Here is a 21,689-nt window from a genome sequence, read left to right as displayed (position 1 = left end):
GCAGGTAGATGTGGGAACGCTTCTCCCGTATCTCGAGTGGACGATCGAAGGGTTCAGCGGGCCGGTCAGCGCTGGCGTCAAGAGGCGTGCGATGGATGGCAATGCATCGCATGCCGACGCTTGCGAAGTCGGCGGAATAGTTGAGCATGGCAGTGAGCGTGCTGAAAGAGCAGGGCTAAGCGGCTGTAATGGAAGGCATATGTCAGGCATTTAGTGCCAGCAAACATGAATCCTCTACGGGAGTTGTCAGCAACATGAGCACCAAACTCTTCGATCTGAGCGGAAAAATCGCGCTCGTCACAGGAGCCAGCAGAGGCATTGGCGAGGAAATCGCCCGATTGCTCGCAGAGCAAGGCGCATACGTGATCGTATCGAGCCGAAAGCTGGAAGACTGCCAAGCCGTTGCGGAAAGCATTCGCTGCGACGGCGGCAACGCCGAAGCGCTCGCGTGCCATGTCGGCCGCATGGAGGACATCGCCCGGGCGTTCGAGCATATCCGCAAGGCTCATGGCCGGCTGGATATCCTCGTCAACAACGCTGCGGCCAATCCGTATTTCGGCCACATTCTCGACACCGATCTGGCGGCGTACGACAAGACGGTCGAAGTGAATGTCCGCGGATACTTCTTCATGTCGGTCGAGGCGGGCCGCCTGATGCGCGAAAACGGCGGCGGGGCGATCGTCAACACCGCGTCGGTCAATGCGCTGCAACCGGGCGACATGCAGGGTATCTACTCGATCAGCAAGGCGGCCGTGGTGAACATGACCAAAGCGTTTGCCAAGGAGTGCGGACCTCTGGGCATTCGCGTGAATGCACTGCTGCCTGGCCTGACCCGGACGAAGTTCGCCGGCGCGCTCTTCGAGACCCCATCGATCTACGAAGAGTGGATGAAAAAGATTCCGCTTCGTCGCCACGCAGAGCCGCGGGAGCTTGCCGGCGCCGTGCTTTACCTCGTATCCGATGCCGCGAGCTACACCAACGGCGAATGCCTGGTCGTAGACGGCGGACTGACAATCTAGTGAAAGGAGCCGCCGCAAAATATCGTCGCGACCGGATCGGTGCACGGTGTTGACGCGGCTGGCGAGCGAAAGGAGCAACGATGCAATTCGATTACACACTGAAGGTTGGAGAACTGCAGGCGCGGCTGCTCGATTTGCCGTTCGCCAACGACTTTCGGGTTGTAATGAGCAGAGTTCGATAATTGCTAGCGCCGTGCAATGCCGTTGCCGATGCGCGGCTTCACTGGGATGCGTGCGAGCGGAGAGGCGAGCTTCGATGGGCAAGGCGTTGAGTAGCGCAGCCCGCGCCCATGAGTCGAAAGAGGGTGATCAAGACTGGCTGGACCTCGCCTCTGCAGCCAACGCGGCACTTCACGCATGAGCCTCGTCCGCCATCCGCGCAAATCGATACGCGCACAATGAACGCTACCGCCGTGACCGGGGCCACTGCAACCAGTCATGGTGATTCAGATTGCGCAGCAGATCGGCCCGGCGCCGTTCGCGACGGTAGTGGGCAGCGACACACATTGCAGCAATGACAAGCACGATCGTGCCCACAGCCATGTCCAGCCAGGATTGGTCCATGCCACGCTCCTCGGACAACGTCCGGAACGCCGCCTGCCACAGATGACGGCGTCCACATTGATTATGGCCTGTCGGGACGACGGGCCATGTATTGTTTATCGCTGACCAGTGACCCCGTGCCGTGGCTTGCAGGACGACGTCCGCGCCTTGTGTCAAGCGGGAAACGGCAATTCAGGCACGGCAGTCTCGACCACGTTCGACTTCAGGTCGAGGAGACAAGATCATCGACGATTTGGCGGCCCGCACTGAAGCCGCCCATGAGCGCATCGATCTCTGTTGCGAACGGATTGCAGCAGGTGCCGCTGAACCTCAAAGGCGAGAAGGCTGCCATCGCTTTACCTTCCCTGGAAATCGTGACGACAGGGACGTAACCAGGGGCGGCTCGTGTCTCCACGCTCGCCCCGATTCGAATCACGTCGACATCGACTGAAACCTCGACGGTGAATCCGTGGTATTCGTAACTTCGATACATTTTTTGCTCGTCACGTCATTGTTTCGTCACCTTCCCCTCGCATCAGCTGCCAGCCAGTTCTGTGGAGTCGCCACCGTTTTCAGCGCCGGGTCCAACGCATCGTTCAGCGTCGCTCGCGTGAACTGCGCCTTCAGTTCGGCGAGTCTACAGATGCTCTCCATCATCGTGCTGGACTGACCCAAAGCCTCATCCAGATTGGCAAGCTGAACATCTGCAACGTGTTCCTGGGTTGCATGATCAATGATCTCCTGAATCAACTGGATAGTAGTGAGCCAGCGCCATTTTTAAGCGCTTCTTCAGCTACTCTATCGTGTATTAGCACGTCTTGCCGGGTCTGGCACGACCTACGCGGCCGACCGCGCGCGGATCACCGTTTTCTCATGATCGCTTCGAGAAGGAATTCGCCGTGGTCTGTTATACACGGACGGTGCATACCGGTGGAGAGGCTCTCGAGTGATACGAGCTGTTGCTCGAGCAGTGTGTCGAGTTCCTTCCGGTCCATGTCGATCTGTTCGGGCGACGACTTGACCAGCATGAGCGTCGCAAATTCGTGAGGGCTCAGCACTTATGTCTCCTGGGTATATCGAACAGGCGGCTTTGCCGCTCTATAGTTATCTCCTGAAACGACATCAGATCGTGCGCGCCTCCTTCGCGTTGTGCGTGATCAGTCACACGTGCGAGGCGGGCAATGGTTGCCGGCATTCCCCACTACTGTCAGTTTCAGGCCCGGACGCGATGAGTTCGGAGCGAAGTCGCAGCATTTTGTTGGGAAATCGCCGAAGACGTCACTGGCGGATCGCGAAGTCGAGATGACCGTCATAATGGAAGCCGTGACGGTCATCTCCAGAGGAGGCCTGCCGAGCGCAGCGGCGATCTCTTCAGTTCGTAGCGGATCAGCTTCAACAATGTCGACCGTCATCGAGTCCATACCATCATTGTGGTCCGTGCGGACGTTCCAGCGAACAACATTGGCGCCGCTCCGTGCCAGGCATCTCCAAACCGGAATGATCTTGAGCTTGCCCGTGGCAGCACGGATTGTGAGCCTTTGAACGCCCATTTTTGTATCCATGGTGTCACTCTTCCTGACCGGGAAAGGCTCGTTGATATCTTGCTTGAGCATAATCCAGGCACCACCGGAAAGTACACCGTGGTGACCTGTCCGTAACCTTGTCCTTATGGACAGACGTGGCAGACAGGGCCACCGGTCTGGCTGAACGGCAGGTTGCCGAGTTCGTCGAGAATCAAACGTGCGCCTGTGCGAAGTCGAAGCCCTTCAGGTCGCGGTGAGCCGGGAAGCGCGCAGCGGTCATCTGGTAAGTGTTGACGAGACCCGCAGGGTCTGCTCGACATAGCCGTCGAACGGCCGTGGATTGGGCATCAGCCGGGTGCGCTCGTCCTGCAGCACATCATCGACTGTCAGCTCTGGCCATTGCGGGTGCCGCATGTGCCAGGTTTCGCGACACTGGCCGGCAACCGATTCGTTCAGGATTTCCAACGTTTCCCAACGTCGCAGAGCCGCTTCGTGCCAGATGGCGTCGCCGGTCCTGTACGTTCTTCTCGACGATGCCTTTCTCCCAGCCAGCACCGTGATCACCTCTGTATGCCCTGCTCAAAGATTGAGCAGGGCATTCAAACACGTGGGTCAAAATTCGATGAAAACCTGTGGCTCAAGTGGGTCAGTTCTGCGTGAACATCAACACACCGGGCGCCACCTACCGGCTATTTGCTGGCTTACCGCTTCGCCAACGCGTCGGCGTCATTCCGAACTGCGCCTCGAACCAGCGTACGAATGAACCATAAGCGGAGTATCCAAGCGACTCGGCAATCCGTCCCAGCGTGTAGCTCTTGTTGTCCATATAGTGCATGACGAGATCGCGGCGAACGCCATTGACCATCTCCGAGAAGACGCTTCCGGCGCTTTCGAGCTGGCGCTGTAGCGTACGCACGTTCATGCCAAGGCCGTGTGCCACCTGTTCAATCGTTGCGCGCCCAACCGGTAGCAGCAGGTAGATTGCTTTGCGCACCTCGAGCACAATTGACGGCTCGCTGGCCCCCGGCAGGCCCTCGAGCAAGCGTTGCGCGTGGCGTGCCATGACCGGGTCAGCGATGGGGTTGGGAAAGTCCATATCGGCAGCACGGCAAATCATGCCATTGAAGGAGCTGGCGAACTCTAGTTTTCCAACGAATACGCGGCGGTGCAGCCGCAGATCCGGGGGAGCATCATGGGTGAAATGGACGCTCAGCGGGTGCCAGGCGGCACCCATCAGCGTGCTGCACATTCGCGATAATGAGCCGAGTACCAGCTCGGTATGTTGTATAGATGTCCCGGTCTCGTCCGCGACGAACTCCTCTCGTACGATAACTTTCTTGCCGACATCTTCCATACGTATGACCAGGAACTCGTTGAGCAGGTGCCGAAACCGAATCAAGGTTCCAACGGCTTCGCGCAGGGTTCTCTGATGCGTAAGCAACACGCTGACGACACCGAGGTCGGACAGTTGCCACAGGTCGGCCATACGCAGCCCAAATGTCGGGCATTGGGTCATTTGCGCTGACACCTTCAACAAGGTAACGGCGGCACTCGCAGGGATCCGGCATTCCGGGTCCGCAAACATCTCACTGTTCAACCCCAGTTTCCGTAGCAGCGGCTGAGGCTTGAAGCCTAATTGCTGCGCTACCTTGAGATAGTTGGTCAGCACCCCTGTTCGAATCAATGTGTCCATCGCTTCTCGTCCATGTAGCGTGTGGTCCCGCCGCCTTCTGCGTAGAAACCCGGACCCCCAATGATTCTGTCATGAAATGAGATATCTATGTCATCAAATGAGAGAAAAACGAAGACCCGCGATTCCTAGAATATTGCTCATCTGACATGCCGCGTTGATTCTCCGACCCACTCTTCAGAAGCACGAACGGAACACAGATGCCATGGCCGCACCTCAAAACAAGGTAATCGTCACCTGCGCCGTGACCGGCGCCATTCATACACCGACGATGTCCCCCTATCTGCCCATCACGGCAGAAGAGGTCTCGCGCGAGGCGGTTGCCGCTGCCGAGGCCGGCGCTTCGATTGTCCATTTGCACGCGCGTAAAGCCATGAACGGCCAGCCGTCCCAGGATCCACTCCTGTTCCGGGAATTTCTCCCGGAGATTGCCGCACGCTCCGACGTCGTAATCAACCTCACGACGGGTGGCGCCCCCAACATGCTCGTCGAGGAACGACTGCAACCGGCGCTGCAACTCAAGCCCGAAGTCGCCTCGCTGAACATGGGATCGATGAACTTCGGACTGTACCCGATGCTCGACCGCTACAAGGAGTTCAAGCACGATTGGGAGCGCCCGTACCTGGAAGGCTCGGAGGACCGCGTCTTTCGCAATACCTTCAAGGAAATCCGCTACATCCTCGAGTCCTGTGCCGACAACGGCATGCGCTTCGAGATTGAATGCTACGACACCAGCCACCTCTACACGGCGGCGCATTTCATCGACCGCGGCATTCTCAAGCCGCCATTCCTCATTCAGTCCGTTTTCGGCCTTCTCGGTGGCATCGGCACGCACCCCGATGACGTCACGCATATGCGCCGCACCGCTGAACGGCTGTTTGGCAAAGATTACTACTGGTCCGTGCTTGGTGCCGGCCGCAGCCAGATGCCCATCGCGTCTATGGCTGCCGCCATGGGCGGCAACGTTCGCGTGGGCCTGGAGGATTCGCTCTGGGACGGTCCCGGCCGGCTGTCGACGAGCAACGCGGACCAGGTCCGGCGCATCGTAGACATCCTGCATTCGCTGAATCTGGAGGTGGCCACGCCAGACGACACGCGCAACATGCTTCAACTGAAGGGCAAACATGCTGTCGCGTTCTGATCGCTCCCGGGCGCATCGCGTGGATGCTGCCGGAGGACGGCGGGGATTCCGCCATCCGGACAGATTTTTGGCAAGCAGGCGAAATGAAGCGCTTCGAAAGTGAAGCGATGTTCCCGCAGAACCAGGGGAGCCGCATGATGGCCATCAGCGTCCGATGGCACCGATTGGGTGCATGAGGACTTCCGGGCTGACGCCGAAGCGATTATTCGAAGCAACGCTTCCGAAGAAGCTCCGGATCCAGTTGAGCAAGCATTTACAAGAGACATGACATGGCAAAAGCAATCCGCTTCTACGAAACAGGCAGCGCAGACGTTCTCAAGCTCGAGTCGGTGGAGGTCGGCGATCCCGGCCCCGGCCAGGCTCGCGTCAGGCACACGTATATCGCAGTCAACTTCATCGACATCTATTTCCGCACCGGGCAATATCCGCTGGCGTTGCCGAATGGCGTTGGCTCGGATGCCGTTGGCGTTGTCGAGGCGGTCGGCCCCGGCGTGGCGGACATCCGTGTTGGTGATCGCGTGGGCTACCTGCTCGGACCGCAGGGGGCATACTCGGACGTCCGCGTCATGCCGGCGGACGTGCTGATCCCGCTGCCGGATGGCGTTTCTGACCGCACCGCCTCTTCGCTCATCATGAAGGGCATGACGGCGCAGTACCTGTTCCGCCAGGTCTACCCACTCAAGGGCGGCGAGACCATCCTCTATCATGCCGCGGCCGGCGGGGTGGGGCTGATCGCGTGCCAGTGGGCGCGCGCGCTGGGCGTGAACATGATCGGCGTCGTCAGCACCGATGAAAAGGCCGAACTCGCCACGGTCAATGGCTGCACCCACACCATCGTGACATCGCGAGAGAACATTCTTGAGCGCGTGATGGAGATCACCGACGGCAAGAAAGTCCCGGTCGTCTTCGACTCGGTCGGCAAAGCGACGCTTGATGCCTCGCTGTCCTGCCTGCAGGTGCGCGGCACCCTCGTCAGCAACGGCACCACCTCCGGACCGGTGGAAATCGACAGCCGTACCCTTGCGGCCAAGGGCTCGCTGTGGGTTACGCGTCCGGCCATGGTCCACTATGCCACGCCCCGCTCACACATGCTCGACATGGCCAGGGAGGTGTTCGACATGGTGCTGGCCGGCAAGATCAAGAGCGAGCCGAAACAGACCTTCGCGCTGGCCGATGCCGCACAAGCGCACCGCGCGCTGGAATCCAGGCAGACCAGCGGAGCCACCGTGCTGGTGCCTTAATGATCACACGCGCCCATTAAAAGCAGTTCGCCGCTGAAGCACGTTCCGGGCTGGAAGCGGGACAGCATGGCGATCGCGACCGAAGCCCTTCCACATCGAGCCCGAGGGTGGACTCTTCATGCACATTGAACAACTAACCTGCTCAATTGGCGCCGAGCTGACCGGCGTCAGCCTGGCCGACGCAATCCATGACGTTGCTTTGTTTGTCAGCATCCGCAAGGCACTGCTGCGACATAAGGTGCTGTTTCTGCGGGATCAGGACATCACGGCAGCGCAGCACGTAGCCTTTGCGCGTTGCTTCGGCAGTCTGGAGGATCATCCGGTCACGGGAAGCGACCCGGAGCACCCGGGATTGGTTCAGATCTACAAGACGCCAGCGAACCCACCGGATCGTTATGAGAACGCCTGGCACACCGATGCGACCTGGCGCGATGCTCCGCCGCTCGCCAGCGTCCTGCGCTGCCGTGAATGCCCCCCGGTCGGTGGCGACACCATGTGGGCCAACATGGTGCTCGCGTACGAGAATCTGCCGCATCACGTTAAAGAGCAGATCACGGACCTTCGTGCGCGCCACAGCATCGAGGCCAGCTTTGGCGCGGCCATGCCCATCGAGAAGCGCATGGCTTTGAAGGATCAGTTCCCGGACGCCGAACACCCGGTTGTGCGGACCCATCCGGAGACTGGCGAGAAGATCCTCTTCGTCAACGGCTTTACCACCCATTTCACCAATTTCCACACGCCAGGTCGCGTGCGGTTTGGTCAGGATTACAACCCCGGCGGGGCTGAGTTGCTGCGCTATCTGATCACTCAGGCCTACGTTCCCGAGCATCAGGTGCGCTGGCGCTGGACCAGGAACAGCGTGGCGATCTGGGATAACCGCTCAACGCAACACTACGCCGTCATGGATTATCCACCGTGTCATCGCAGGATGGACCGGGCCACGATCATTGGTGACAGGCCATTTTGAGCCATGAGCAGGAATGCTTTTACCTGTCTTCAATGAAGGTTATTTCGGTTCACAGAATTCAACGCCGCGTATCAGCTTAAAAAAGCGGCAGAAACATGTACGTGAACTCGAATGATTCGCCTGCACCAATGCGCAGTAGCAGCGCCGGCCTACGCGTCAGCGAAGCCTGCCTTATCGTCATCCCGAGATTCGGGCGTGCTGAAATTTTTTTAAATTCTTATCCTTTACTTGCCATGAACTTTCTAGACGGACACCTGTTCCCCGAAAACCAGCAACCGCTGATCATCACCGCTGCGCCATATGCGCCCTCGTGGGTTCCATCGGACTTCCCCGAGGACATCGCAGTGACAATGGAGGAGCAAATCCAGAAAGCGGTGGATTGCTACAACGCAGGCGCCACCGTACTGCACCTGCACGTACGCGAACTCGATGGCAAAGGCTCCAAGCGTCTGTCCAAGTTCAATGAGCTTATCGCTGGCGTCCGCGCCCGCGTACCGGAGATGATTATCCAGGTCGGCGGATCAATCAGCTTTGCTCCCGAGACAGAAGGTGCGGCTGCAAAGTGGCTCTCGGACGACACGCGCCACATGCTAGCCGAACTCGACCCCAAGCCTGACCAGGTGACGGTAACCGTGAATACGTCGCAGATGAACATTCTCGAGCAGTTTGACCATCGCGATGTCATGGGTACCTCCATGGAAGACCCTGCGGTTTTTGACGCCTACAAAGAGATGACCGTACCAGCGCAGCCGGGCTGGGTCGAGGAACACATCCGCCGCCTGACTGCGGCGGGAATCCAGAGCGAGTTCCAGTGCTACAACATCAACAGCTTCGAGTCGGTGGAGCGATTGATCCGCCGCGGAGTCTATAAGGGCCCGTTGGTACTGAACTGGGTGGCGATAGGCGGGGGGATGGATTCACCCAGTATCTACAGCCTGGCTAATTTCGCGCGCGCCGTGCCAGATGGGGCAGTGTTGACAGTGGAGAGCTCGGTGCTCCACGTGCTGCCGGTGAACACCATGGGTATTGCGATGGGGCTGCATGTTCGCTGCGGTACTGAGGATACCCTCTGGAACCAGACGCGCACGAAGAAGATTGGCACGGCGGCACAGGTCGAGCAGCTGGTGCGTATATCGCGCGAACTGAGTCGCCCGATCGCTACCGCCAGGCAAGCGCGCGAAATCTGCAGGATCGGCGTGTTCTATGACACGGTGGAGGAAACGCTGCAGGCCAACGGCTTCGCGCCCAATCGAAATGGGAGGCAACAAGGCTTCCTGCAGAAAGTCGCCTGATCGGGCTTCTGTTCTCGGGGGCTTGCCTCCCAAACGCACAGTTTCTGTGCCCGACTCGCTCCATCGTCAGCACCGGCCGCAAATGGCACTCACTTGAGGGTTTTTGGGGTCTGGCCTGTGCTGACACCGTCCGGTTTCGGCGCGGAAATGGCGCGTTTTCGCAAACCATCGTCCGTACCGGGCCAGCGTATCCCGGCTGAACGAGCGTTACTAGCGACACACTTCAGGTAACAGAACCATGAACAACCCAGAGCGTTTCTACCAGGTCTATGCCGCCGAGCAAACCGTGATGCGCATGTACCATGCCCTCGACCGCAACGATTATTCTCGCGCCGCCCGTTGCTTCACGCTCGATGGCAGTTGGGAGCGGGGCGATATTGCACTTCGCGGGCAACAACAGATCTTCGTTTCTCTGAACCAGCGGTCCGCGACGCTGCTTACCCGACACTATGTCACCAATTTTTTTGTCATGGAGCATAGCGGACCAGTGGCCAAGGCCTCATTCGGTCTGACCGTCTATCGCTCTGACAAGGGTGCACCGCCAACGCTCCCCGTGGGCGGAGCGGGACCAGCCATGTTGGCTGACGTGGAATGCGAACTGGCATGCAGTGACGATGGCAATTGGCTAATCAAGCGCCTCCAGGCCTGCATCACTTTCACGGCATAACGTGGAAGCGCTATTGCAACGAGAGGACATATCCATCAACGTGGCATGAGATTCATGAACAGGGCAGTGCACATAATACGCTTTTTGAAAATCTGACTGTTCTGATAAGTGCCGAAGTCGATGGGGAAACAAATTACTCGAAAATGCTTACAGGCTGGGCATAAAAATTAGCGGAGGAGACATGCAACAACATATCGAAAGCGATAGAGTCGGTGATCGCGATGGCTATATTTGCGGACGCGCGCAAGCATGGTTTGCGTTCGCCATGACATTCGTTTTGATGCTGTTCGATTACGTCGATCGTCAGGTCGTCGTCTCCCTGTTCCCACAACTGAAGGCGGTCTGGAATCTATCTGATAAACAACTCGGAGGCCTCGTTTCCATCATTTCCATTGTCGTTGCCCTCGCTGGTTTGCCTGTAGCCCTGATCGCTGATCGATTCAGCCGTGTCAAAAGCGTATTTGTAATGGGGGCTGTGTGGAGCCTTTCGACAATGGCTTGCATGTTTACCGCGAATTACGCACAGATGTTTATTGCCCGTGCCATGGTGGGTGCCGGTGAGGCAGGATATGGCTCGGTCGGAGCGGCATTGATTGCCACGCTATTCCCGAGGCGGATGCGTTCAGCTCTTCTGGGGGCACTCTTCGCTGCAAGTTCCCTCGGCGCTGTGCTCGGGGTGCTCCTCGGTGGGATCATTGCGGCGCGCTGGGGATGGCGGGCGGCATTTGGTGTGGTTGGTATTCCAGGCATTATCGTCTCATGCCTTTACCTCATGGTACGCGACTACAAGACAGTCTCAATCGCGCAAAGTGGGAAAGGTCAGACCGGTACATCGATGCTCGCGAGTATGCGCCGTATTGTGCGTGGGCTTACCAGTTCGCGTACGGTTTGGTGGACGTGCATTGGCACCTCTCTCCAGGTCGTTACCGTTTCCACGGTGTGGGCGTGGCTGCCAAGCTATCTCACGCGCTTCCACGGTATTGCTGGCAGCCAGGCGGCAAAGCAAGCAGCATTTGTCGTATTGCTTGGCGGTATCGGTACCTTCTTTTGGGGCTATGTCGCAGATCGTTTCGGAACTCGCCGCGCGCGCAACAAACTGCTGGTGACTGCCCCGTTGTGCATCCTTACCTTTGTTGTGCTTGTATCAGCTTTTTCTGGAAGAGTCGCGGGCTTCTTCCCTATCGCGACAGGCGGGTTTCTCATGGCGTGCACGGGTGGCGTCGGGGTCGGTGTGGTGCTCGATATCATGCATCCAGCCCTGCGCTCGACGGCCGGAGCCATGCTGTCGCTCTTCCAAAACCTGTTTGGACTTGCCTTGGGGCCGTTTGTCGCTGGGGTCCTCTCGGATCTGTGGGGGTTGGAGAAAGCGCTCGAAATTATGCCGTGCTTCAGTATTGCAGCCGCATTGTGCTATTTGCTGGCAGCAAGGAGCTACGAGTCTGATTTGAAAATTGTCGTAGCCGCAGAAAAAAAATCCCTGGTAGCGGACATCGCCATTTAGCGGCACCCACCGGCATCAGTGGCGGCAGGATTACTTCAGGGCGTATGGCGCGAAGGATCACTGCAGGAACGATGCATCGCAGGACTTGCAGTCAACTTGTTTGGCGGCCGGTTACAACGGCGATTCAAGGACGCGCGTTCACTTAAGATTCCAAAAGTTCTTCCTGCCGCAGACGGTAATCTGATTATAGAAAAATCCGCTTGTGGCAGCGGAGATTTGTTTGCATCACTACTGATTTAACCATATGATTAATATGGATTCCAAAATTGCGTGGAAAACAAAGATCCCTGCTGCGCTAATCGTCAGCGCCGGTGTCGCACACGCGCAGTCCTCGGTTACTTTGTACGGGGCGGTGGATTCATCCCTGCTCTGGCAAACCACTTCGGCAACCAGTTTCGCACCTCATCCGGCTGTCAATCCCAACAGGGGTTCGGTCGTCCGCTACAAGGACGGTGGTATGTTCTCCAGCATCCTCGGGATGGTCGGAAGGGAGGATGTCGGCGGTGGCTATGCGATCAACTTCAAGCTGCAAGGATCGTTCGACAGCGGGACGGGAAGGTTACAGCTCTCAGACACGCCAGGCGCTGCCGCAATTTTCAACCAGGTGGCAAGCGTCGGGGTGTCCGGCCCATTCGGCACATTAAACGCCGGTCGCCAGTTTGCCCCTATGGCGTATGCGTTCTCCGATACGGACGTGCGCGGCGCACAATTCTTCGGCAGCGTGTTGACCGCCTGGTTGTCGATGCTAACCTCCACCGGCTGGCCCGGCACGAGTACAAACGGGACGATAGGTTCGCTGTATGACAGCAATGCAATTGTCTACAATTCCCCGTCCTTCTATGGTGCATCGGTTTCGCTGGAGTACGCGTTCGGTGGCATCCCTGGTAATTTCTCGGCCGGGTCCCACGAGTCCGCAGTGCTCAGATACTCGAACTACGGCCTGAATCTCGCGGCGGTCTACTACAACGCACACGACACCAACCCGTTCCTGCCGACCTACCCGGCGACGCCTGCCGTTCCGGCAACCGGTCTGGACAACAACCGCTTTGTCTATTTCGGTGGAAAGTACGTTTGGCGTGGCTTCTCCGTTTCGGGCTCTTTCAGCAACGGCCGGCAACCCGCGTACGAGAACGGCAATCCTGCGTTTGGTGCAACGTCTGGGGATTTCGACATGTGGACGGGTGGCCTCGGCTACCAGTTTTCTCCCGCATTTGGTGTGACGTCGGGCGTGTATTACGTGCGCGACGAGAAGCACTCGAAAAACCAGTCGACCGCCTACATTCTGGGCGCCCTCTACATGCTTTCCAAATCGACGATGCTTCATGCGGACTTCGGCTACGTGTCCAATCGCGGCGCGATGAATCAGGAACTCGCGTACGGTGCGCCACCTGCGCCGGGACGCAACACGACAGGCGCGATGATCGGGCTTCGTCATACATTCTGACGACTACTTGAGCGACTTGTTGTAAGGGAACGTTGGTAAGCGGCCGTCGGTAGCTGGTGGCCACATTCTGTTCCGATGCCGCTGGAATGCTGCGGCAAGCGAATATTTACTCACTGCTGGAGGTTATGTGAATCCTTTGATTGTGCTTGTTACCGGGGCCACTGCCGGCATCGGCCGTGCGACAGCCATTGCCTTTGCCCGCGATGGGGCCCGGCTGGTCTGCTCCGGCCGTAACGCGGCCGCGGGCGCTGTGCTCGTTGCCGAACTTCGCGAGATGGGGGCAGAGGCCGATTTCGTGGCCGCCGATGTGAGCAAGGAGGCCGAGGTCGCCAATCTCATCGACTTTGTCGTCTCCCGTTTCGGTCGACTCGATGTGGCGGTGAACAGTGCAGGAACGGAGGGCACACCTGGGCCGATCGTCGGGCAGACAGTCGAATCCTATGCAGCCACATTCGATGCGAACGTTTTGGGAACATTCCTGAGCATGAAGCGCGAACTGCGGGTGATGCTTGCGCAAAACTGCGGTGCCATTGTCAACCTTTCTTCCACGATGGGAAGTCGTGGCAATGCACTCAATCCAATGTACGTGGCCAGCAAGCACGCAGTCGAGGGGTTGACGAAGTCAGCGGCGCTCGAGGCGAGCAAGTCAAACGTCCGGGTGAATGCCGTGGCTCCGGGGCCGATCGATACAGGGATGCTTGAGCGCATTGCGGGTGGTACCGATAAGTTCGAAATGGTTGCGGCAACAATACCGGCTGGGCGTATCGGAACCCCCGAGGAGGTGGCCGATGCGATTGTGTTTCTTGGGTCGGATCGGTCGAGGTATATCGCCGGTCAAATCATTCACGTGAACGGCGGCAAGACAGCGATGTGAAGACTCGACGACGCAACGTTGGTTGGGCCGTTAAGGGACAACGCTGCGCGGAATGCCGCGCTGGCGAGGTAGTGTAGATAGTTCATCGCAACCTTCAGGCAGAGCCCTCCTGGAGGTTGTGTCACGAATCGACAAGTCGCGCAAGGACGCGGCAATTTTCCGATTCCAGACGGAGGAACCTCTCGTGCAGGCGATCGATAAACCAGATAGCTTGATTGCTATGACGCCTTCGGCATACGCTTACCCGCTGCTCATCAAGCAGCTATTGCTGAATTCGCTGAGCCTGAGTTCAGGACAGCAGATCACCTACCGCAACAAGCTGCGTTACACGTTTGCCGACATGCGCAAACGCGTTGGACAGCTCGCTTCCGCGCTCGAGGTGCTCGGTGTGCGGCACGGGAGCACCGTTGCCGTGATGGACTGGTGCAGTCACCGTTACCTCGAAAGCTACTTCGCGATTCCGATGATGGGCGCGACACTCTTGACCGTCAATGTACGCACGTCGCCCCAGCAGATCGCGTATGCGCTGAACGACTCGAAGGCCGAAGTCGTGCTCGCGAACATGGATTTCCTGGCCGTGCTCGAACAGATCCAGACGGAATTGAAATACGTGCGCCAAGTGCTGGTGCTGGCCGACGGCAACCCGATGCCGTCGAGCACGCTCCCCGTCGCAGGCGAGTACGATGCGCTGCTCGAGCAAGCCTCGCCGGAATTTGCGTTTTGCGAGTTCGACGAGAACACGCGTGCGGCGCTTTTCTACACTTCCGGCACCACGGGCGATCCGAAAGGCGTCTACTACAGCCACCGGCAAATCGTGCTGCACGCGATGACGAGCGCGATGACTCTGTGTTCTCCGCACGATGGGCAGCGGCTGCACCGCGAAGACGTGTACATGCCGATCACGCCGATGTTTCACGTGCTGGCATGGGGCCTGCCGTATGTGGCGGTGCTGCTCGGACTGCGTATCGTGTTGCCCGGACGCTATGTGCCGGAGATGCTGCTGGACCTCAAAAAGACTGAGAAGGTGACTTTCTCGCACTGCGTGCCCACGATCCTGCAGATGCTGCTCGATGCCGCTGCCCGTGAGGGTGCCGATCTGCAGGGCTGGAAAATCATCATAGGGGGTTCGGCGCTGTCACCCGCGCTATGCCGCGCCGCCGTCGAGCGCGGCATCGACGTATTTGCGGGCTACGGAATGTCGGAAACGGGTCCGACGGTGGCGCTATCGCAGTTTCCTCCCGGCAGCACTCCGGCCGATCAGGACGAGAACATCCGCAGGCGTTGCATGACGGGGCGGGCATCGCCGATGGTGGAACTCCGCATCGTCGATGCCGACATGCACGACGTGCCGCGTGACGGCAAGACGCCGGGTGAAATCGTCCTGCGAGCGCCGTTCCTCACGCAGGGGTACCACAATCAGCCGGAGGCGTCCGAGGCGCTGTGGGCCGGCGGCTACCTGCACACGCAGGACGTCGCGGTCATGACGCCGGACGGTCATGTGCAGATCGTCGATCGCATCAAGGACGTGATCAAGACTGGCGGAGAATGGGTTTCTTCGATCGAGATCGAAGGGTTGATTGGCGAACTTTCGAACGTGCAGGAATGTGCAGTGGTCGGCGTCAAGGATGACAAGTGGGGAGAGCGTCCATTCGTCGTAGTGGTGTGCCGGGATGGGAGCGTGCTCGGCCCCGGCGATGTGCGCCAGCATCTGCTGCGTTATGTCGACGCAAAACGCATCAGCCGGTATGCCGTTCCCGAAGAGCCCCGGATTTCGGTCGTGACGGAAATACCCAAGACGAGCGTAGGCAAGATCGACAAGAAGGCCATACGCAAGTGGGCTGAATGCGAACCTGAGGACAACATGAAGCTGGAGTCTGTGAATGTCGAACGTGCCCTTTACGGCAGAGATTGAACCGCAAGGTTTTCACACCCGGACGATCATCGTGCTCGTTGCCGGGCTTTCGATGCTTGGACAGTTCGCGATCGCCACGTACCTGCCGGCATTTTCCATCATGGCGCAGGCGCTGCACGCTACACCCGCTCACATCCAGCAGTCGTTGTCAGCCTACCTTCTGCCTTTCGCGCTGATGGTGCCGTGGCATGGGGCGATCTCTGATGCGGTCGGCCGCCGCGGGATGATTCTTGCCGGCAACGTGCTGTTCACCGTTGGATCGCTGATGTGCGCGGCCGCCCCGGGCATATCGCTGCTCTACGCCGGTCGTGCCCTGCAGGGCATGAGTGCCGGGGCCGGCGTCATCATTGGCCGGGCGATGGTGCGCGACGTCTTCCACGGAACCGAGGCGCAGAAAATCATGGCACTGGTCGCTATGATCTTCGCGCTCGCACCCGCTATCGCGCCCGTCTGTGGCGGGTGGCTGCTGCTGTGGACGGGTTGGCGCAGCATTTTCCTTTTCCTCGCATTCCTGTCGGCATCGCTCGTCGTGATCAGCTGGTTTCTCGTCCCGGAGACGCTGCCGCCGGCGCGCCGGCATCCGCTGCATCCCGTCCCGGTTGCGCGCGCATATGGCGCGTTGTTCGCGAAGCCGCGCTTTGTTGCGCTAGCGCTCGCCAACGCAGCGGTCAATCTCGGAATCTACCTTTATGTCCTCTCCGCGCCGACCTTCGTCGTGAAGCATCTCGGCCTTCGAGAGCAGTCGTTCGGCTACCTTTTCATTCCGATCGTGGTGGGACTGGTCGCCGGCGCCGCAGTCGCCCACCGTACCGCCGGGCATGGCAGTGCGGCGCGCAATGTGCTGCTTGGCCATCTCGTGATGGTCGTGGCCGGTGGGATCAACATCGGCGTCAACGCGATGCACGCGTCACCGATGCCGTGGGCGCTGGTGGCGCTACCGGTTTTTGGTCTTGGCATGATGATGACACAGCCGTTCCTGATGGTTCTCGCGCTGGATTGCTTTCCGGAGAGACGCGGCCTGGCGTCAAGCTGCTACGTCACCGTGCAGCAGTTTGGCAACTTCCTGTCCTCGGCCCTGCTGGTTCCCATGCTGCTCGACAGCACCCTCTGCATGGCTCTTGGAATGGCGGTTTTGCAGTGTTTTGGCCTGTTGATGTTCTGCATCGCAAGGCGCTATGGGGACTCCGACTGAGCAACCTGCGAGGTTGCCGGTTGCCTCATCTCACACAATAAGTCCGGTGGTCCCGCGCGATCATGCCGTCGGACTACGTTTCGGTGGCGAACAGGCTGGAGATGAACGGCTGGGGGCGATGCAGTGCGACAATCCGCTGCTTATCCAGCGCCGCCCGCAGGTAAGAGCACTCGCAGGGCGAGTTCCCGTGTCCGGACTGGATTGTCAACGGGGAATGGCGTTATCTCTTACCAGCCATAGAAGCGTGGCCAGGTTTCGACTCTTCCGTCAGGACCGACGGCCTGATAGACGGGATGCTGCGCGCCGGTGGCACACGCATGGTTGGGCAGGATGCGCAGACGTGTCCCGATTGGGAAGCGCTGCTCGATGTCGTGATCTGGCGTTCCTGACCGGGACACTATGCCGTGCTCCTGGTTCGCGCCGCTCATCACATATCCGCCTGCCACCTCCCCGTTTTCGAGGCAGACGAGGCCGTAGCCAAAATCGCGCTTCTGGCGGTGAGTACCCCGGTCGCGGCTCATTGCCATCCAGCCCGCATCGACGATGGCCCAGCCTTTCTCGCTTTGGTGGCCGATGACAGTAGTCAATACGCTCAATGCAATCTCTGACGTGTCGTTGACGCCCACGTTATGCATGACGAGATCGAACATCACGTAGACGCCAGCGCGAACTTCCGTCACGCCTTCCAGATGTTCGGCGGCCAGCGCTGTCGGCGTCGATCCGATGCTGACGACGTCACACTGCAGGCCGGCCGCGCGAATGCGCTCGGCGGCGCGCACACAGCGCGAACGTTCTTGTTCCGCGATGCGGACGAGATCCTCGTGCGTGTCGTAGTCATAGCTGGAACCCGCGTGGGCCAAGACGCCGCCGAGATGCATCCCGCCGTTGGAAAGCGTCGCTGCGACTGCGAGAAGCGTGTCATCCTCGGGTGCAATGCCCGAGCGATGGCCATCCACGTCGATCTCGATCCACACATCGAACCGTTCATTGTGTTCCCGCCCGAATGCAACGATGGCTTCGGCGCATACGACGCTATCGGCAACGATCTTCAGGTCGCAGCCTTGCCGGCGCAGCGCCAGTGCCTGCGGGAGTTTCGTCGGGGCCATGCCCACTCCGTATACGATGTCGCGGATGCCGCGTGCCAGGAACTGTTCGGCTTCCTTGAGCGTGGACACCGTGATACCGTGTGCGCTGGCCTTCATTTGCGCGGTGACCACCTGCTCGCATTTGGTTGTCTTGACGTGCGGCCGGAAATTCACGCCGAGCGCATTCATGCGTCGCTGCATCCGTTCGATGTTGCGGTGCATGCGAACCACATCGATCAACGCTGCGGGGGTGTTCAATGACTCCAAGTTCATCTGTAACTCCTGGCGAGTATTCGCGCGATCGATGTTCGATGCCAACCTCGCGCGTGAAGAAAAGCCACTATAGGAGTTCGCTGCGAACTTGTGCTTAATGACCGATAAATCCACCTTTAAGCAACGTTCAATGCTGAGTCAATTCCGCCAGGGCACTGGGTCGAAGGCTTGCTTCGCGGCTTCCAAAAACACGCGCTGACGGATGGTCAAGCCCTGACGCGTGGGCGTCAGGGCTATTACCGGTGCGGGTTCAAGGCGCCATGCCGGCAACACGCGCTTTAGCTTTCCCTCGGTGATTAGCCGTGCGCAATCCCATTCGGATCGCGCGACAACGCCGAGGCCGTCAACCGCCCAATCCCTCACCACGGTGCCGTCGTTCGAAGACAAAATGCTGTTCAGGCGAACCGTTACGGCCTTGCTGATGCGTTTGCCTTTGGCGTCGTATTGACTGAAACGCAGACGCGTCACGTCTTCGTCGTTTTCTCGTAGCGTCAGGTACGCGTGGCGGGTGAGTTCGGACGGATGCTTAAGCTGTGACAAGCTATATGCAAGAGCGGGGCTCGCGCAGAGGAAGCGCTCGTTCGGGGCCAGGTAATGTCCTACCCAAGACGATCCTTTGATGTGGCCGATCGAAATGACTACGTCGGCGCCCGACGCGGCAGCGAGCGGACTTTCGAACAAAACCAGCGAAATCCCCAAATTGGGATGCGAGCGATGCAAGTCCCGAACGAGCGGCGCGACGTATTCCCTGCCGAACCCGAACGGTGCTACGACGCGTAAATGGCCGCTAACACCGCTCGCCTTTCCCGAGACGCGGGACGCAATGGACTCGATCCGCTCCAGGATTTCGATCGCTTCCTGAACGAAGCGGTGGCCTTCCTCAGTGAGAGAAATGCCTCTGGCTGCGCGTGTCGCAAGGCTCACCCCGATACGTTCTTCTATGCGCTGAAGACGTACCGTAACCGCGGGCGGCGTTAGATCCAGTAACCTGGCCGCGGCCGCAAGCGACTTTGATACGCCAAGCGCACGGAGCAACTGCATGTCTTCGAGCTGAAGCATTAAGAACTCGCTAACGACGGATTCATCAGTTATTAAACACGACCAAGATATTTATTTCTATAGTACGTCGCGTCAGCTGGCAACCGCCGTGGGCCGATCCACACTGGAGGCGGACTGGCGAGGCGACTCTAAAACTGACAGCCTTCCCGCCTGGCACGGCGCAGCGCGCCTGCCGGTTTATTGTACTTAAAGTGGACTTTATGGATCAGTATGAACACGGTACGCAGTACCCTCGAACGATGAACCCCGCTGGGCTGGCAACGCCGGGCGGCCACTACAGTCACGTTTCAATTGCAAATGGCCTGGTTTTTGTATCGGGTCAACTTCCGATCGACGCAACCGGCCGAAAACTCACGGACAGCTCTTTTGAAGCGCAGGCCAAGCAGGTTTTGGCAAATCTGTCTTCCGCGCTTGTCGGTGCAGGCAGCAACGTCAAGAAACTGGCCCAGGTCCGCGTCTATATCGTCGATGTCGGGCATTGGGCGAGTTTCAACGAGATCTACGCGCGCTGGGCCGGCGATGCGAGACCCGCTCGCGCCGTCGTGCCGGTTCCGGCACTGCACTTCGGTCTGAAGATCGAGATCGAGGCGGTTGCAGTTGTATAGCCCCCAGTGGTTGCGCTCGCGGTGGAACTCAAATATTTTGTAGAACGGATTAATGGAGATGGAATCCGTTGTGAACGTTCCTCTCTTGGCGGCGAATCCTGATATCCGGCGCTGGTAGGGCGGCGGAATCACGGATTCGGCGCGACTCAGTCGAGCCCGCCCTGGCACAGGTACTTGATCGACAAGTAGTCGTCGAGGCCGTAGCGCGAGCCTTCGCGCCCGTAGCCCGATTCCTTCACGCCGCCAAACGGCGCGGCCTCGCTCGCGAGCGCCCCCTCGTTGATCCCGACGATGCCCGTCTCGAGCCGCGCCGACACGCGTGCGATCCGCCTTAAGTCCTGCGTGTAGAAATACGCAGCGAGCCCGAACGGCGTGTCGTTCGCCGCGTTGACGGCCTGGTCCTCGGTGTCGAATGGAAACAGCGCGGCGACCGGACCGAAGGTTTCCTCACAGGTGAGCTGCATGTCGGCGGTGGCGTCGGCGAGCACCGTCGGCGCGTAGTAGTTCGGCCCGAGTTCGGGCAGACGCTTGCCGCCCGCGAGCACGCGTGCGCCGCGCTCGATGGCGTCGCTGACATGACGCGCGATCTTGTCGACCGCGCGCGCGTTGATCATCGGGCCGATCTGCGCGGCCGGATTGGTCGCGGGCGCGACCTTCAGCTCTGCCACGCGCGCGGCGAGCTTCGCGGCGAATACATCGTAAATGCCGGTCTGCACGTACACGCGATTCGGCGACACACAGGTCTGGCCGCCGTTGCGGAACTTGGCCGCCATCAATCCGTCGACCGCGGCATCGAGCTCAGCGTCGTCGAACACGATGAACGGCGCATTGCCGCCGAGCTCGAGCGAGAGCTTCTTCAGCGTCGCGGCCGACTCACGCGCGAGCAGCTTGCCGACGGGCGTCGATCCGGTGAACGTGATCTTGCGCACGCGGCCGTCGGCGAGCCAATCGGCTACCGCGTCGATGCCGCGCTCGCGCGACGCGGCGATCATGTTCAGCACACCGGGCGGCACGCCGGCTTCCTGCGCGAGGAACGCGAGCGCGAGCGCGGTCAGGGGCGTGTCCTCCGCAGGCTTTGCGACCACCGTGCAGCCAACCGCGAGCGCGGGCGCGATCTTGCGCGCGATCATAGCGAGCGGGAAATTCCACGGCGTGATCGCGGCGACGATGCCGATCGGCTCCTTGACCGCGCTCAGCCGCTTGCCGCGCTGCTGCTGCGCAATGATGTCGCCGTACGTACGCGTTGCTTCCTCTGCGAACCACAGCACATACGATGCGCCGTAGGCGACTTCGCCGCGCGCCTCCGCGAGCGGCTTGCCCTGTTCGCGCGACATCAGCTTCGCGAGATCGTCGGTGTGCGCGACGATTGCCGCGTGCCAGGCGCGCAGGATCGCAGCGCGTTCGCGAGCGGGCGTCGCGCGCCATGCGGGGAGCGCGCGTGCGGCCGCGTCGGCCGCGGCGCGCGCGTCGGCCGCGCCGCTGTCGGGGGCGTGGGCGACGGTCTCGAGCGTCGCCGGATCGACGACGTCGAAGCGAGCGCCGTCGAGCGCGTCGCGCCATGTGCCGTCGATCAGGTTGGCGGAGCGCAGGAGTTCGGTTCGGGTCAGCGTAAGCGGCATGGCAGGTCCTTGGATGAAGCGATCCAGCGACGACGGCGGCGG

General features: G+C 59.7%; 21 protein-coding genes and 1 pseudogene. 13 read left to right on the top strand and 9 right to left on the bottom strand.

Translation table 11 applies throughout. The features are described from left to right. Positions 1 to 254 precede the first annotated feature (254 nt). On the top strand, positions 255 to 1,019 hold the full coding sequence (locus P5W99_RS27710) for an SDR family oxidoreductase (protein ID WP_434665456.1): 765 nt from the start codon (positions 255 to 257) through the stop codon (positions 1,017 to 1,019). Between the two features lie 438 nt (positions 1,020 to 1,457). Beyond that, a complete protein-coding gene (locus tag P5W99_RS27705; RefSeq protein WP_434665326.1) occupies positions 1,458 to 1,688 on the top strand; it encodes a hypothetical protein in 231 nt (76 codons plus the stop codon). Positions 1,689 to 1,785: 97 nt separating this feature from the next. Here P5W99_RS27705 and P5W99_RS27700 read toward each other — a convergent pair whose 3' ends face one another. The 6 genes and pseudogenes from P5W99_RS27700 to P5W99_RS27675 all read right to left on the bottom strand — a co-directional run bounded on the left by P5W99_RS27700 (position 1,786) and on the right by P5W99_RS27675 (position 4,778). Then, positions 1,786 to 2,055, bottom strand: a complete 270-nt coding sequence (locus P5W99_RS27700) for a hypothetical protein (protein ID WP_421027960.1) — start codon at positions 2,053 to 2,055, stop codon at positions 1,786 to 1,788. 26 nt (positions 2,056 to 2,081) lie between these two features. Then, positions 2,082 to 2,312, bottom strand: coding sequence for a hypothetical protein (locus P5W99_RS27695; protein WP_421027959.1), 231 nt, complete (start codon positions 2,310 to 2,312; stop codon positions 2,082 to 2,084). A gap of 110 nt (positions 2,313 to 2,422) precedes the next feature. After that, a complete protein-coding gene (locus P5W99_RS27690; RefSeq protein WP_434665322.1) occupies positions 2,423 to 2,620 on the bottom strand; it encodes a hypothetical protein in 198 nt (65 codons plus the stop codon). 99 nt (positions 2,621 to 2,719) lie between these two features. Then, entirely contained in the window at positions 2,720 to 3,175 is a 456-nt protein-coding gene (locus P5W99_RS27685) for a hypothetical protein (protein ID WP_421027958.1), read from the bottom strand. Positions 3,176 to 3,373: 198 nt separating this feature from the next. After that, positions 3,374 to 3,647: pseudogene (locus P5W99_RS27680) on the bottom strand (IS21 family transposase); the annotation flags it as partial. Positions 3,648 to 3,767: 120 nt separating this feature from the next. Further along, complete coding sequence (locus tag P5W99_RS27675) at positions 3,768 to 4,778, bottom strand: AraC family transcriptional regulator (RefSeq protein ID WP_421027957.1); 1,011 nt, start codon at positions 4,776 to 4,778, stop codon at positions 3,768 to 3,770. A 202-nt stretch (positions 4,779 to 4,980) separates the two neighbouring features. Between P5W99_RS27675 and P5W99_RS27670 the strand changes: the two genes are divergently transcribed. From P5W99_RS27670 to P5W99_RS27625, 10 genes are all read left to right on the top strand, one after another. Next, on the top strand, positions 4,981 to 5,916 hold the full coding sequence (locus P5W99_RS27670) for a 3-keto-5-aminohexanoate cleavage protein (RefSeq protein ID WP_421042767.1): 936 nt from the start codon (positions 4,981 to 4,983) through the stop codon (positions 5,914 to 5,916). Between the two features lie 269 nt (positions 5,917 to 6,185). Continuing rightward, the gene (locus tag P5W99_RS27665) at positions 6,186 to 7,157 is read left to right on the top strand and encodes a quinone oxidoreductase family protein (RefSeq protein ID WP_421027955.1); all 972 of its coding nucleotides are present in this window, start codon (positions 6,186 to 6,188) and stop codon (positions 7,155 to 7,157) included. A gap of 118 nt (positions 7,158 to 7,275) precedes the next feature. Next, positions 7,276 to 8,124: a TauD/TfdA dioxygenase family protein gene (locus tag P5W99_RS27660; RefSeq protein WP_421027954.1), complete on the top strand. Its 849-nt coding sequence runs from the start codon at positions 7,276 to 7,278 to the stop codon at positions 8,122 to 8,124. A gap of 233 nt (positions 8,125 to 8,357) precedes the next feature. After that, the gene (locus P5W99_RS27655; protein WP_434665454.1) at positions 8,358 to 9,416 is read left to right on the top strand and encodes a 3-keto-5-aminohexanoate cleavage protein; all 1,059 of its coding nucleotides are present in this window, start codon (positions 8,358 to 8,360) and stop codon (positions 9,414 to 9,416) included. Positions 9,417 to 9,654: 238 nt separating this feature from the next. Next, positions 9,655 to 10,083, top strand: coding sequence for a nuclear transport factor 2 family protein (locus P5W99_RS27650; protein ID WP_421027953.1), 429 nt, complete (start codon positions 9,655 to 9,657; stop codon positions 10,081 to 10,083). Positions 10,084 to 10,264: 181 nt separating this feature from the next. Further along, on the top strand, positions 10,265 to 11,584 hold the full coding sequence (locus P5W99_RS27645) for an MFS transporter (protein WP_421027952.1): 1,320 nt from the start codon (positions 10,265 to 10,267) through the stop codon (positions 11,582 to 11,584). 244 nt (positions 11,585 to 11,828) lie between these two features. After that, positions 11,829 to 13,028: a porin gene (locus P5W99_RS27640; RefSeq protein ID WP_434665317.1), complete on the top strand. Its 1,200-nt coding sequence runs from the start codon at positions 11,829 to 11,831 to the stop codon at positions 13,026 to 13,028. 127 nt (positions 13,029 to 13,155) lie between these two features. After that, positions 13,156 to 13,902, top strand: a complete 747-nt coding sequence (locus tag P5W99_RS27635; protein ID WP_434665315.1) for an SDR family NAD(P)-dependent oxidoreductase — start codon at positions 13,156 to 13,158, stop codon at positions 13,900 to 13,902. A gap of 220 nt (positions 13,903 to 14,122) precedes the next feature. Then, entirely contained in the window at positions 14,123 to 15,814 is a 1,692-nt protein-coding gene (locus tag P5W99_RS27630; RefSeq protein WP_421028053.1) for a fatty acid--CoA ligase, read from the top strand. Continuing rightward, positions 15,783 to 17,006 carry a multidrug effflux MFS transporter gene (locus P5W99_RS27625; RefSeq protein ID WP_434665312.1) on the top strand — a complete coding sequence of 408 codons (1,224 nt, stop codon included), beginning with the start codon at positions 15,783 to 15,785 and terminating at the stop codon, positions 17,004 to 17,006. Before P5W99_RS27630 ends, P5W99_RS27625 begins: the two co-directional genes overlap by 32 nt. 227 nt (positions 17,007 to 17,233) lie before the next feature. Here the strand turns inward: P5W99_RS27625 and P5W99_RS27620 are convergent, their stop codons facing one another. Next, positions 17,234 to 18,364 carry a DSD1 family PLP-dependent enzyme gene (locus P5W99_RS27620; RefSeq protein ID WP_434665310.1) on the bottom strand — a complete coding sequence of 377 codons (1,131 nt, stop codon included), beginning with the start codon at positions 18,362 to 18,364 and terminating at the stop codon, positions 17,234 to 17,236. Between the two features lie 138 nt (positions 18,365 to 18,502). Next, complete coding sequence (locus tag P5W99_RS27615; protein ID WP_421027947.1) at positions 18,503 to 19,423, bottom strand: LysR substrate-binding domain-containing protein; 921 nt, start codon at positions 19,421 to 19,423, stop codon at positions 18,503 to 18,505. Positions 19,424 to 19,623: 200 nt separating this feature from the next. Between P5W99_RS27615 and P5W99_RS27610 the strand changes: the two genes are divergently transcribed. Beyond that, positions 19,624 to 20,028 (top strand): RidA family protein, encoded by a 405-nt coding sequence (locus P5W99_RS27610; RefSeq protein WP_434665307.1) that lies wholly within the window; start codon positions 19,624 to 19,626, stop codon positions 20,026 to 20,028. 146 nt (positions 20,029 to 20,174) lie between these two features. On the opposite strand, the gene P5W99_RS27605 is transcribed toward P5W99_RS27610, so the two are convergent. Beyond that, on the bottom strand, positions 20,175 to 21,647 hold the full coding sequence (locus P5W99_RS27605) for an NAD-dependent succinate-semialdehyde dehydrogenase (protein WP_421027945.1): 1,473 nt from the start codon (positions 21,645 to 21,647) through the stop codon (positions 20,175 to 20,177). Positions 21,648 to 21,689 lie beyond the last annotated feature (42 nt).

Origin of the sequence: Paraburkholderia sp. A3BS-1L, assembly GCF_051125215.1 — a bacterium.
In the GTDB taxonomy this organism is placed as follows: domain Bacteria; phylum Pseudomonadota; class Gammaproteobacteria; order Burkholderiales; family Burkholderiaceae; genus Paraburkholderia.
This window is presented reverse-complemented; position numbering and strand designations above follow the sequence as displayed.